11 protein-coding genes are annotated in these 13,307 nt (G+C 60.8%); all 11 read left to right on the top strand.

Annotated features, from left to right (window positions below; genetic code table 11):
• Window position 1: 1 nt before the first annotated feature.
• The 11 genes from B0E33_RS04695 to fdhF all read left to right on the top strand — a co-directional run bounded on the left by B0E33_RS04695 (window position 2) and on the right by fdhF (window position 13,208).
• Window positions 2-1,282 (top strand): glutamate-5-semialdehyde dehydrogenase, encoded by a 1,281-nt coding sequence (locus B0E33_RS04695; RefSeq protein WP_077290568.1) that lies wholly within the window; start codon window positions 2-4, stop codon window positions 1,280-1,282.
• A 62-nt stretch (window positions 1,283-1,344) separates the two neighbouring features.
• Window positions 1,345-1,980: a nicotinate-nucleotide adenylyltransferase gene (locus B0E33_RS04690; protein WP_228148058.1), complete on the top strand. Its 636-nt coding sequence runs from the start codon at window positions 1,345-1,347 to the stop codon at window positions 1,978-1,980.
• Window positions 1,981-2,210: 230 nt separating this feature from the next.
• Window positions 2,211-2,594, top strand: a complete 384-nt coding sequence (gene rsfS / locus B0E33_RS04685; RefSeq protein ID WP_023001680.1) for a ribosome silencing factor — start codon at window positions 2,211-2,213, stop codon at window positions 2,592-2,594.
• 80 nt (window positions 2,595-2,674) lie between these two features.
• A complete protein-coding gene (rlmH, locus tag B0E33_RS04680; RefSeq protein WP_023001679.1) occupies window positions 2,675-3,157 on the top strand; it encodes a 23S rRNA (pseudouridine(1915)-N(3))-methyltransferase RlmH in 483 nt (160 codons plus the stop codon).
• 30 nt (window positions 3,158-3,187) lie between these two features.
• A complete protein-coding gene (locus tag B0E33_RS04675) occupies window positions 3,188-3,679 on the top strand; it encodes a GNAT family N-acetyltransferase (RefSeq protein WP_077290566.1) in 492 nt (163 codons plus the stop codon).
• Between the two features lie 281 nt (window positions 3,680-3,960).
• A complete protein-coding gene (locus tag B0E33_RS04670) occupies window positions 3,961-5,340 on the top strand; it encodes a murein hydrolase activator EnvC family protein (RefSeq protein WP_055658261.1) in 1,380 nt (459 codons plus the stop codon).
• Window positions 5,337-6,668, top strand: coding sequence for a S41 family peptidase (locus B0E33_RS04665; protein WP_023001676.1), 1,332 nt, complete (start codon window positions 5,337-5,339; stop codon window positions 6,666-6,668). Before B0E33_RS04670 ends, B0E33_RS04665 begins: the two co-directional genes overlap by 4 nt.
• A 118-nt stretch (window positions 6,669-6,786) precedes the next feature.
• Entirely contained in the window at window positions 6,787-7,932 is a 1,146-nt protein-coding gene (locus B0E33_RS04660; RefSeq protein ID WP_208984457.1) for a divergent polysaccharide deacetylase family protein, read from the top strand.
• A gap of 30 nt (window positions 7,933-7,962) precedes the next feature.
• Window positions 7,963-8,493: an RNA pyrophosphohydrolase gene (locus B0E33_RS04655; RefSeq protein ID WP_055658263.1), complete on the top strand. Its 531-nt coding sequence runs from the start codon at window positions 7,963-7,965 to the stop codon at window positions 8,491-8,493.
• Between the two features lie 273 nt (window positions 8,494-8,766).
• Complete coding sequence (locus tag B0E33_RS04650) at window positions 8,767-10,443, top strand: NAD(P)H-dependent oxidoreductase subunit E (protein WP_077290565.1); 1,677 nt, start codon at window positions 8,767-8,769, stop codon at window positions 10,441-10,443.
• On the top strand, window positions 10,440-13,208 hold the full coding sequence (fdhF, locus tag B0E33_RS04645; protein ID WP_077290564.1) for a formate dehydrogenase subunit alpha: 2,769 nt from the start codon (window positions 10,440-10,442) through the stop codon (window positions 13,206-13,208). Before B0E33_RS04650 ends, fdhF begins: the two co-directional genes overlap by 4 nt.
• The last annotated feature ends 99 nt before the right edge of the window (window positions 13,209-13,307 follow it).

The raw sequence follows: 13,307 nt of genomic DNA, 5'->3' as shown, positions 1-13,307 counted from the left end.
TATGCTGGAAGTAGTCGAGGCAAAGACGACCGAGGACTTGATGGCAGAGATCGGGCAGCGCGCCCGTGCTGCCGGCCGGATCCTTGCCATCGCTCCAGCAGACCAGAAGAACAAGGCCCTGGCCGAAATGGCAGCCGCCGTTCGGGTTGCAACACCGGATATTCTTGCAGGCAACCGTCTCGATCTCGAAGCGATGAAGGCAGGCGGCCAGACGGCAGCGTTCCTGGATCGTGGCACGCTTACGGAAGAGCGGATCGAGGCGATTGCCAAAGCCCTTGAGGACATTGTCGCGCTGGACGATCCCGTCGGCAGCGTGATCGCCGCCTGGGATCGGCCGAACGGCCTGAAGATCGAACGTGTGCGCACGCCCCTGGGTGTTATCGGTGTCATTTACGAAAGCCGCCCGAACGTGACCGCGGATGCAGGCGCGCTGTGCTTGAAAGCCGGCAACGCCGTTGTTCTGCGTGGCGGCTCCGACACCATCAATTCCAACCGGGCGATCCACGCAGCCCTGCAGAAAGGCCTCGCCGCCGCCGGTCTGCCGGAAGATGCGATCCAGATCGTTCCGGTGACTGACAGGGCCGCTGTTGGCGAAATGCTGCGCGGTCTTCAAGGCAACCTCGATGTCATCGTCCCGCGTGGTGGCCGCAGTCTTGTAGAGCGTGTGCAGACCGAAGCTCGCGTGCCGGTCTTTGCCCATCTGGAAGGCCTGGTGCATATCTTCGTCGACAAGGCGGCCGATCTTGAGAAATCCGTCGAGGTGATCGTCAATTCCAAGCTGCGCCGGACCGGCATCTGCGGGGCGCTGGAAACATTGCTGGTGCATGAAGACGTGGCCCACAGCCATTTGCCGGTGATCGTGAAGGCACTTCAGGAAAAGGGCTGCGAGATCCGGGGCGGTGCGATTGTGCGCGACATTTGCGAAAACATCGTGCCGGCAAGCGAAGACGACTGGTCGACGGAGTATCTGGACAAGATCCTTTCGGTGAAGGTGGTCGCGGATCTCGACGCTGCCATGGAGCATATCGCGCGCTACGGTTCCAACCATACCGATTGCATCCTGACCGAAGATCAGGCGACTGCCGACCGGTTCCAGCGGGAAGTGGATTCAGCCATCGTGCTGCACAATGCGTCGACCCAGTTTGCCGATGGTGGTGAATTCGGCATGGGCGCGGAGATCGGCATTGCCACTGGGCGCATGCATGCACGCGGACCAGTGGGCGTGGAGCAGCTGACCAGCTTCAAGTACAAGGTGCATGGCACCGGCCAGACCCGCCCGTGACGACCGCCCTTGAGGACCGCCAGGAATGCCCGCCCGTAATGACCAATCGTGAGTTCGTCTGAATGAGCCCCTTGAGTCTTGGCGCGGGACTGGACCGTGACTGGATGAAACTGCCCCATGCCGAGCCGGGCAACCGCATCGGCATTTTCGGCGGATCCTTCAATCCTCCTCATTCAGGTCACCGGCTGGTGGCTTCGACCGTGTTGAAGCGGCTGGGGCTGGATCAGGTCTGGTGGCTGGTGACGCCTGGCAACCCGCTCAAGAGCCACGCGGACCTGGCGCCGCTGGAGCGGCGGCTGCGCCTGACGGCGGACCTCGCCGACCATCCACGCATGAAGGTTACCGCCTTCGAGCAGGTTCTGGGAACACCCTATACGGCCAGAACGCTGGTCGCCCTGCGCCAGATGCGTCCATCTGTCCGATTCGTTTGGGTTATGGGGGCTGACAATTTAGCCGGCTTCCATCGCTGGCAGGACTGGCGCGACATCGTCGGCTCGGTGCCGATCGCCATTGTCGACCGGCCGGGAGCCTCCTTGTCAGTGATGTCGTCTCCCATGGCAAAAGCCTATGAAAAATATAGGCTTCCTGAAGAAGACGCGGCACTTCTGCCGGAAATGGAGGCGCCGATCTGGACTTTTCTGCACACGCCATTGGACCGGACATCGTCCACCGATCTGCGCCTCGGGCAAAAGCGGTAAACAGCGGATTTGCCAAGAATTCCCGCGTGTCTTGAAAATGCCAAACGGGAAGCGGTATTATAGGGACGGTCGCGATGAGCGCGGCCGAGGTACGGTCAACCGGTCCTGCATCCAAAACGGGTGACGTACGAAGTCGGACGTTTCAGTTCGTGACGACGTTGGGCGCGGGACGGCATAAACGGCGAAAGGCACAACACCTGACCATGACCTTTGAAAGTGGGCGGACAGACATGTCCTCTCCTCTGCAGGCTTCCGTAGGTAAAGAACTTGCGGCAGACCTCCTCGATACGGTCCTCACCAGTCTTGACGACTCCAAAGCTGAGGACGCTGTTACCCTCGACATCGCAGGCAAGAGTTCACTGGCCGATTACATGGTAATCGTGTCCGGTCGTTCCCATCGTCACGTGGGCGCGATTGCCGAGCACTTGCTGAAAGACCTCAAATCGGCCGGCGCCGGATCGGCAACGGTTGAGGGTCTGAACATTTGCGATTGGGTGCTGATCGATGCGGGTGATGTGATCGTACACATCTTCCGTCCGGAGGTTCGCGGCTTCTACAATCTTGAGAAGATGTGGGCACCGGAAGAGGATGCGGCACCGCATTACATCGGCTGAGCCGGCATTGAGGCCCTGAGGCAGGGCCTCCGTCTGCTGCCGGGCAGATTTATCACCGGATCGATCTCCGGCAGGGACTTATGCGCTTTACGCTCTTCTGCATTGGCAAAATGAAAGCCGGTGCGGACAAAGAACTTTTCGACCGATATATCGACCGCGCCCGCAAGACAGGCCGCGGTCTCGGCGTTACCGAAGTCATCCTCAACGAAATGCCGGAAAGCCGTGCGCAGCGCGCCGATGACCGCAAGGCGGAAGAAGCGCGGGGAATTCTTGCCGCGCTCAATGCCGGTGCGCGGCTGGTGGTGCTGGACGAGAACGGCAAGAACCTGACCAGCCCGGCCTTCAGTCAGAAACTGGAAGCCTGGAAGGATGAAGGTGTTCCCGACGTGGTCTTTGCCATTGGCGGAGCGGATGGTCACGGCCAGGAGGTTCTGAGCCGCGCCGATCTTAAACTCGCTCTTGGTGCCATGACCTGGCCGCATCAGATCGCCCGCATTCTTTTGGCGGAGCAGGTCTACCGCGCCATGACGATCCAGTCCGGTCACCCTTATCACCGTGTGTGAGACTTCTGAAAAAGCCCTGGGAGAGAACCGGTGATACCGGCACTTGAGACCGAAAGACTGATCCTGCGGCCGATGACCATGTCGGACTGGCCGGCGTACGAGGCTTTGATGGCCTCGGACCGATCCCAGTATATGGGAGGCCCGCTTTCGCGGTTTGCAGCCTGGGGCCTGTTCTGCCACGACATTGCGCAATGGCAGTTGATGGGGCATGGGGCCCTCATGATGGAAGCACGTGGCTCCGGCGAGGTCTTCGGTCAGGTCGGTATCAATCATGGTCCGCTTTTTCCGGAACATGAACTCGGCTGGTTCGTCTATGAGCATGCGGAGGGCAGGGGCTACGCTTTCGAGGCGGCCAGGGCCTTTCGTGACTGGGCACGGCAGGACCGCAGCCTACCGTCGCTCGTCAGCTATATGGATCAGGAAAACACCCGCTCGGCGCGCCTTGCCGAACGGCTTGGAGCGCATCTCGATGTCGATGCTGCGCGCCCGGACCCCAAGGATATTGTCTACAGACATTACTGATCGTGAAGGACAGGAGATGGGGTTTCCGCCGGAAAACCTGTTGTCGTAACGGCACTATGACTAAAAATTAACGATTGAAACGGCGGAAAAAGGCGAGAATGCCTGTATCTCGCCGCATTCGCCACGTAACGGTCATCGATCAGACAGAAGAGGGAATGCGATCCTCGGTGGGAGCAGAAGTTAATTGGCCGGTCACTAGGGTAAACGGTTCGTTAACGCAGACTGTGTATCGCATTGGAAGATAACCCTTTGGGAGCTTAGGCAGGTTGATAGCGGATCGCATGACAGCGGCGCGTTCGGAACTCGAGAGACGGAAGAAATTCCGCCCGCTCTTGAGTGGCCTGACTGCGGCCTTGCTCGTTCTGCCCCTGCCAGCCGGATCGACGGAAAGTGTCGACGAGACCACCACCCAGGAACAGGCGGCTCCGCCTGCTGAGGTGACTGCTGCACTGGAACGCAAGAAACAACGCGAAGAGGAACTTGCCGCGCTGTCGCGTGATATCGAGGTATCGACGGACCGGCAGGCGACCATCGCACGCGAAATCCGCGCACTTGATCGCGACCGGGACACGTTGAATGCCAAGATCATCAGCACGTCCGACACGATCAAGGGCCTGGAAGGCGAACTGACCGATACCGAGCGGCGGCTGCGCGCGCTGGGGGAGAACGAGGATGCGGTGCGCTTGTCGCTGATTGCTCGCCGTGACGTGCTGGCAGAAGTTCTGGCTGCCCTGCAGCGAATCGGAAGGCGTCCGCCACCGGCGCTTGCCGTGCGCCCGAGCGACGCGCTGTCGGCTGTGCGCAGTGCGATTCTCCTGAACGCGGTCATGCCGGAGTTGAAGGTGGAAACCGAGGCACTGGCAGCAGATCTTGAGGAATTGCACCGTCTGAAGACGGTGATTGCTGAGGAAAAAAACCGCCTGCGCGGCGACGCGATGCGATTGGCTGAGGAAAAGTCCCGGCTGGAGCTTCTTCTGAGCGCGAAAAGGCAGGAACATCAAAGATCGGTACAGGACCTTCAGGAAGAGAAGGAACGTGCAGCGGAACTTGCGGACAAGGCGGGATCTCTCCAAGAATTGATCGCGACCCTGGAAGTGGAAATCGAGAGCGCCCGGGAGGCGGCGGAAAAGTCGCGCCAGGCAGCACTCGAGGCCAGGAAAAATCCGTCGCGCTCGTATGATCCCTTTGCGGATCCTGGGCGCCTGGCACCGGCCATTTCGTTCCAGGAGGCCAAGGGCAAGCTGCCTCAGCCTGTTGCCGGTACGCTTTTGAAGGACTATGGCCAGGAAGACGATTTCGGCGGTGTGACGGAGGGTCAATCTATCGCCACACGGCCTGGGTCCAATATTACGTCACCTGCCGACGGATGGGTGGTCTACTCCGGACCGTTTCGTTCGTTCGGACAGCTCTTGATCCTGAATACCGGCGACGGCTACCATGTGTTGCTGGCCGGAATGGACCGGATCGATGCGGAGTTGGGGCAATTTGTTTTGACCGGGGAACCGGTCGGAGTGATGGGCGCAACCCAGTGGGCAAGCGCTTCGACGTTCGGTTTGGGCTCGACCCAGCCGATCCTTTATGTTGAATTCCGGAAAGACGGTCGTGCGATCGATCCCACACCCTGGTGGGCACGCACTGAAGAAGAAAAGGCTCGCGGATGATACGGAAAGCTTCCTTGCTGCTTGTGGGTGCTCTCATGGGAGCAGCAGCAATCACGACACTGTCCCAGATGCCGATCAATGTCTCGGTAGCGGCCAATGCGGCGGCAACGGATACGTACCGGCAGCTTAACCTGTTTGGCGACGTGTTCGAACGCGTGCGGTCAGACTACGTGGAAGTCCCTGATGACGCCCAGCTCATCGAGAGCGCCATCAACGGCATGTTGACCTCCCTCGACCCGCACTCCAGCTACATGTCTCCGAAGAGCTTCCGGGACATGCAGGTGCAGACCCGCGGCGAATTCGGTGGTCTCGGCATTGAAGTCACCATGGAAGAAGGCCTCGTGAAGGTCGTGTCGCCGATCGACGATACGCCTGCCGCCAAGGCCGGCGTTCTGGCCGGTGACTACATCACCTACATCGACGGCGAACAGGTCCAGGGACTGACCCTCAACGAAGCGGTCGAAAAGATGCGCGGTCCGGTCAAGACGGACATAGTGGTGACGGTGCGCCGCAAGGGCCGCGCCGAGCCGTTCGACATCACCATCACCCGCGACATCATCCGCATCCGTTCGGTTCGCTGGCGGGAAGAGGATGACGTCGGATATGTTCGCGTCACCCAGTTCAACGAACAGACCTTCGATGGCCTGAAGGAAGGCATCGAGGAAATGACTGCGAACATCGGTGAAGACAAGCTCAAGGGCTTCGTCATCGACCTGCGCAACAACCCGGGTGGTCTGCTGGATCAGGCAATAGCCGTTTCCGACGCCTTCCTGGACCGTGGCGAGATTGTTTCGACACGTGGCCGTGAAGCCGACGAAACCCAGCGCTACAACGCACGGGCTGGCGACCTGACAACCGGCAAGCCGGTAATCGTGCTGGTCAACGGCGGTTCCGCCTCCGCTTCGGAAATCGTTGCAGGTGCGCTGCAGGATCATCGCCGGGCAACCATCCTCGGCACACGGTCCTTCGGCAAGGGCTCGGTTCAGACGATCATCCCGCTTGGTGCCAACGGTGCCATCCGCCTGACCACGGCTCGCTACTACACCCCGTCTGGCACATCGATCCAGGCCAAGGGCATCGTGCCGGACATTGAGTCCCTGCAGGATCTGCCGGACGATCTGGTCGGCCGTGTCGATACCAAGGGCGAAGCCGGTCTTCGTGGCCACCTGGAAGCTTCCGAAGGTGAGGAAGAATCCGGTAGCCAGGCCTATGTGCCGTCCGATCCGAAGGACGACACCCAGCTGAACCTGGCACTCGACCTTCTGCGCGGCAATCAGGTGAACAGCGCCTTCCCGCCGGTCTCCGACAGCGCGGCTGTCAAAAACTAAATCAAAAAACGCGCGCCGGTCCGCCGGCGCGCGACTTGTCGTTCTCGTTCTGCGTATATCAAAAACAAACTTTCCGGTTCAGGGACATCCTGAAACCGGGCAATAGGCTCAGGACGATATGTCGAGCGAAGATCTCACAGCTCCTTTAGGCATGGGCAAGCGGCGGCTGGTCAGGCTGCCGTTCGGTCTTATCGGGGTCGGTATTCTGAGCGTGATCCTCACTTCTACGCTCGTCTGGATCACTGTCGTCGACGACCCGCTTGGCGGAGAACCCGTTGCCGTTCTGCCGCTCGACGCCATTGTCGAAGGCGTGACCTCCCAGGACATCGAAGTGGTCGAGATCCGCCCGGGCATCAACGGTGACCTGGGCCCGAACCTGCGTCCGGAAAGCAGCAAGGATCTGCTTGGCCCGCGCTACGACATGGTCATGCGACCGGACGGACTGGGCCCGGAAGCTCCGGTAACCGGCCTGTCGATCAATCCGGACAGCCGTGTCAGCGAACGGTCCGATTTCGGGTTCCTGCCGAAGGTCAGCGATGCTGGTATCCGTCCGCTGGATGCCTATTCCCGGCCGATCGTTCGCGAGTTCACCTCGATCCCAAAAATTGCCGTCATCGTGACCGGGCTCGGCCTGAGTGAAACCGGTACCCAGAACGCCATTACCCGGCTGCCGGCCGATACGACCTTTGCGCTTGCCCCTTATGGTGAAGACCTGGACCTGTGGATGCAGCAGGCCCGGACCAAGGGCCATGAACTGCTGCTGCAATTGCCGCTGGAGCCGTTCGATTTTCCCGACAATGACCCGGGCCCGCACACGCTGCTGGTCAGCCTGCGCCCCAATGAAATGATGGATCGGCTTGGGTTCCTGCTCACGCGGGCGACCAACTATGTCGGCGTCATTCCTGAAATGGGCGCGCGTTTCACGGCGACGAAACCCTCCATGGAGTTCCTTCTGGAAAAACTGAAGGCGCGTGGCCTGATGTTCGCCGACAACGGCACATCTTCCCGGTCCATCGCCGATGATGTCTCCAAGGAAATGCGCGTTCCCTTCAGTGGGGTGGACGTGGTGCTGGACGAAGTCCCGCGTGAAGACGACATTAACGCCAAGCTGCTGCAGCTGGAAAGCGTCGCCCGTGCCCGCGGTGTCGCGGTGGCGACCGCATCCGCATTGCCTGTGACCGTGCGCCAGCTGGAAAAGTGGGTGCAGGATCTTGAAGAGCGCGGTCTCCAGCTGGTCCCCGTCAGCGCGACCATCGATCGATAATTCTGAGAAATTGAGCACCAAGAGGTATTCGTGACGAAGCTGGCACTCGGACCGGGATTTCCGGAACCTGTCGACGGTCTTCCCTATCGGCCCTGCGTCGGTATCATGCTGATCAACAAGGCGGGCAAGGTCTGGATCGGCAGCCGCGATGATGGAGGCAGTTCCTCCAACTACGAATATTGCTGGCAGATGCCGCAAGGCGGGATCGACAAGGGCGAAGCCCCCGAGCCGGCTGCCCGGCGCGAGCTCTACGAGGAAACCTCGATCAAGTCCGTTTCCCTTCTGGAAGAAGCCCCGGAGTGGTTCGCCTACGACTATCCAGAAGACGTCGTCCGCGCATCGCGCAAGGGCAAGTATCGCGGTCAGGCTCAGCGCTGGATCGCCTACCGCTTCGACGGATCGGAAGACGAAATCGATATCCTCACGCCCCCGGACGGCCACACCGCGGAATTCAGCGAGTGGCGCTGGGAAGATGCCGACCGGCTGCCCGGTTTGATCGTGCCGTTCAAGCGCCCAGTCTATGAGCGCGTGGTTGCCGCGTTTTCACATCTGACCTCGTAAAACGAAGCTCATCCAACACGGGCTGAAAAGCCCCCTGGAACCTGCTGGGTTCGCGGTGCTTTTTGTCCGTGAGGTGCTCCAAAGCGTCAGCATTGGAGTCCCGCTTGTCGTTTTTCAAACAGACAGGCTGACTCGGCGCGGCTAACATCCGGACCAAAATGCGGGGTAGGTCCTGGGTTCGCCTGTTCGAACCATCAGCCGCCCCCGCGAAGATCGAGAGAGGAGCGCGGACGCGAAATCCACATGCGCTCCAGCAATACGGGAGGTACGCCAATGTCTTTCGGCAAGGGGCTTTCACGCAAGCCGTCCCAGCCAAAAGGGCGTCAGTTGGAAGATGCGGCCCTGGACGAAGTCCGGAATTTGCTGGGTGATGAGCCGCGCCGGCGCGACCTGCTCATTGAACATCTGCACAAGATCCAGGACGCATTTGGCTGTCTTGAGGCTCGGCACCTGCGCGCGTTGGCCGACGAGATGCGCCTGTCGCAGGCCGAGGTCTATGAGGTCGCGAGCTTTTACCACCATTTCGACATCGTACGGGAAGGGGATGCAAAGCCTGCACCTCTGACCATTCGTGTTTGCGACAGCGTTGCCTGCGCGCTCAAGGGGGCGGACGCTCTGGCTGCTGCGCTTGAAGCCGGGGTTGATCCGACAAAAGTCCGCATCCAGAAAGTTCCGTGCATCGGTCGCTGTGCCGGTGCCCCGGCCGTGCAGGTCGGCAAGCGGGCCATCGACAACGCGAGCGAAGTGTCCGTACGCGCTGCCTTGTTCGAAGGAATTTCCGATCCGGTGGTTCCCGATTACATCAAGCTGGATGCCTACCGCGAAGCTGGTGGTTACAAGTTGCTGGAGCGCGTGCGCGCAGGTGAACTGGATGCAGCGGCAATTGCGGACAAGGCGCTGGAAGCAGGCCTTCGCGGCCTGGGCGGTGCAGGCTTCCCGACCGGCACGAAATGGAAGATCGTCCACGACCTGCCGGCCCCGAAATACCTCACCATCAATGGCGATGAAGGCGAACCTGGCACGTTCAAGGACCGCGTTCACCTGGAACGCGACCCGCACCGGATGCTCGAGGGCGCGCTGATCGCCGCCCATGCGATTTCCGCCGCGCGCATCTATCTCTATATGCGCGATGAATACCCGGCGGTACTCCGGATCCTGAAGACTGAAATTGAGGCCCTGCGCGAAGCGGGCATCATCACGACCATCGACATCGAACTGCGCCGCGGGGCGGGAGCCTATATCTGCGGCGAGGAAAGCGCGATGATCGAATCGATCGAAGGCAAGCGCGGCCTGCCGCGCCACCGCCCACCGTACATTGCCCAGGTCGGCCTGTTCGGTCGGCCGACGCTCAATCACAACATAGAAACCCTGTTCTGGATCAGGGATATCGTCGAGAAGGGTTCGGAGTGGTTCGCCAGCCACGGCCGCCGTGGTCACAAGGGCTACCGCTCCTTCTCGGTTTCCGGCCGTGTGAGGGACCCTGGCGTCAAGATGGCCCCGGCGGGGATCACCATGAACGAACTTCTGGCAGAATACTGCGGTGGCATGGAAGAGGGGCACGTCTTCAAGGGCTACCTGCCCGGTGGTGCCTCCGGGGGCATCCTGCCCGCATCTCTTGCCGACGAGCCGCTGGATTTCGGTACGCTCGACAAATACGGCTGTTTCATCGGCAGCCACGCCATCGTCGTTTTCTCCGATCAGGATGACATGCGCGATGTGGCATTGAACCTGATGCGCTTCTTCAAGCACGAGAGTTGCGGTCAGTGCACGCCCTGCCGCTCCGGAACGGAGAAGATGGAACATCTGCTGGCAGCAGGCGATTGGGACAAGACGAAGATCACGGATCTCGATGAAGTCATGCGATCGGCATCCATTTGCGGTCTTGGGCAGGCAGCCAGCAATCCGGTCACGTCGGTGCTGAAATTTTTCCCGGAGGAGTTCGAGAAATGAGCCAGGTCACTTTCTCCCTCGACGGTCGGATGGTCACCGCGGAAGACGGCGAAACCATCTGGCAAGTTGCCAAGCGCGAAGGCGTCGCCATTCCGCATCTCTGCCACAAGGACGCACCGGGTTATCGCTCCGACGGCAATTGCCGTGCCTGTATGGTCGATATCGAGGGCGAGCGCGTGCTTGCCGCTTCCTGTATTCGCACCCCCGCCGAAGGCATGGTGGTGAAGACCGCCAGCGAACGTGCGTCCAAGGCACGCGAGATGGTGTTCGAACTTCTGGCTGCCGACCAGCCCTCGCGCGACCATCACCCTGACCCGGAAAGTGATTTCTGGAAATGGTCCGACCATGTCGGTGTCTCCACCAGCCGCTTTGCCCCATGCGCCAAACCGGCCCAGGACATTTCCCATCCGGCCATCGCAGTCAATCTGGACGCCTGCATCGCGTGCAATCTGTGCGAGCGAGCCTGCCGGGAAGTGCAGGTCAACGACGTTATCGGCATGGCGGATCGCGGTTCGCACACGGTGCCGGTGTTCGATCTGGCAGACCCGATGGGTCTTTCCACCTGCGTTGCCTGCGGCGAATGCGTGTCGGCCTGTCCGACCGGGGCCCTGATGGAAAAGAGCCTTCTGGATGCCAGCGCCAGCAAGCGCGAGATCTTTGCCGAAGAAACCGTCGACAGCGTCTGTCCTTTCTGTGGTGTGGGCTGCCTGACGTCTGTCTCGGTGAAGGACGGCAAGATCGTCAGCGTCGAGGGCCGCGACGGCCCGGCCAACGAGAACCGGCTCTGCGTCAAGGGCCGCTTCGGCTTCGATTATGTTTCCAGCCGCGAGCGCCTGACCAAGCCGCTGATCCGCCGGGACGATGCACCCAAGCGTGGCGACATTGCCATGACGCTGGAAAACCATCTCGACTATTTCCGTGAGGCAACCTGGGACGAAGCGCTCGAGCGAGCCGTTGGTGGTCTTAAAGCGGTTTATGACGCCAAGGGCGGCCGTGGCATCGCGGGCTTCGGCTCGGCCAAGGGCTCCAACGAAGAGGCTTATCTCTTCCAGAAGCTGATCCGCCAGGGTTTCCAGACCAACAATGTCGACCACTGCACGCGTCTCTGCCACGCTTCTTCTGTGGCTGCGCTCATGGAGGGCATCGGTTCGGGTGCAGTGACAGCCCCGTTCAATGCAGCCGGCGATGCAGACTGCATGATCGTGATCGGCGCTCGTCCGGAACAGAACCACCCGGTTGCCGCGACCTATATCAAGCAGGCGGCCAAGAACGGTACAAAGCTGATCGTCATGGACCCGCGCGGCCAGGGACTGATGCGCTTTGCCGACTACGGCTTGAAGTTCAAGCCGGGAACCGATGTGGCGATGTTGAACGCGATCCTCAACGTCATCATCACCGAAGGCCTCTACGACAGCCAGTATATCGCCGCTCACGTGGACGGCTTCGAGGCACTGAAGGAAAAGATCATCGATTTCACGCCGGAAGCGATGGAGCCGGTCTGCGGCATCGACGCACAAACCCTGCGGGAAGTCGCAAGGCTTTACGCCACCAGTGCCAAGTCGATAATCTTCTGGGGTATGGGCGTTTCGCAGCATGTCCACGGCACCGACAACGTCCGCTGCCTGATCGCCATGGCGCTGACAACCGGCCAGATAGGCCGCCCGGGCACCGGCCTGCATCCTCTACGCGGTCAGAACAACGTGCAAGGGGCATCCGACGCCGGGCTCATTCCGATGGTGTTCCCGGACTATCGTTCAGTTGAAAATCCGGATATCCGCGCCGAATTCGAAGACGCCTGGGGCCGCACGCTCGACCCCGCGCGCGGTTTGACCGTGGTGGAGATCATGGACGATATCCTGGATGGTGGCATCGAGGCGATGTTCGTTCAGGGTGAAAACCCGGCCATGTCCGATCCGGACCAGGCCCATGCCCGCAAGGCACTCGCCAGTCTGAAACATCTTGTGGTTCAGGATATCTTCCTGACAGAAACCGCCTGGCATGCGGACGTGATCCTGCCTGCCTCCGCCCATGCGGAAAAGCTCGGCACGTTCACGAACACCAACCGCCAGGTTCAGATCGGCCGTCCTTGCGTGCCGATGCCCGGTGAGGCACGCGCCGACTGGCAGATCCTCATCGATATCGCCAACCGCCTGGGCCTGAACTGGACCTATGACGGCGTTCCGGCGATCTATGAGGAAATGCGGTCGCACATGAACTCGCTGAGTAACATTTCCTGGGAAAGGCTGGAGCGCGACGGCACGGTCACCTATCCGGCGGATGCCCCGGACAAGCCTGGCAACGAGATCCTGTTCGGCCAGTCCTTCCCGACGGCAGATGGCCGCGGGCGCATCGTACCGACGGATCTGGTGCCGCCGGATGAACTTCCCGACGATGATTTCCCGTTGGTGCTGACCACGGGGCGCATGCTGGAGCATTGGCACACCGGTGCCATGACGCGGCGTGCGGAAGTGCTCAATGCCATCGAACCGGAGCCAGTCGTTTCCATGAACCCGCGCGATATCGAGCGCTCGGGTCTGGACATCGGCCAGCAGGTGAGGGTGGAAACACGGCGCGGCGCAATCACATTGACCCTGCGCGCAGACCGGGACGTGTCGACAGGCATGCTCTTCATCCCGTTCTGCTTCAGCGAAGCCCCGGCCAACTTCCTGACCAACCCGCAGCTGGACCCCTTTGGCAAGATCCCGGAGTTCAAGTTCTGTGCAGCGCGGATCGGAACGGTCGGACAGCAGCAGGCGGCAGAGTGACGCCAGGTCTCGCCAGAACTCTAAGAACGAGCTAACTGCCTGAAGGCAAAAAAGGGCGGCCACTGGCCGCCCTTTTGGTATTCGCATTCACGTGGTCAG

Source organism: Roseibium algicola (assembly GCF_001999245.1).
In the GTDB taxonomy this organism is placed as follows: Bacteria; Pseudomonadota; Alphaproteobacteria; order Rhizobiales; family Stappiaceae; genus Roseibium; species Roseibium algicola.
The sequence above is the reverse complement of the archived record's forward strand: the minus strand, read 5'-3'. Positions and strand labels throughout refer to the sequence as shown.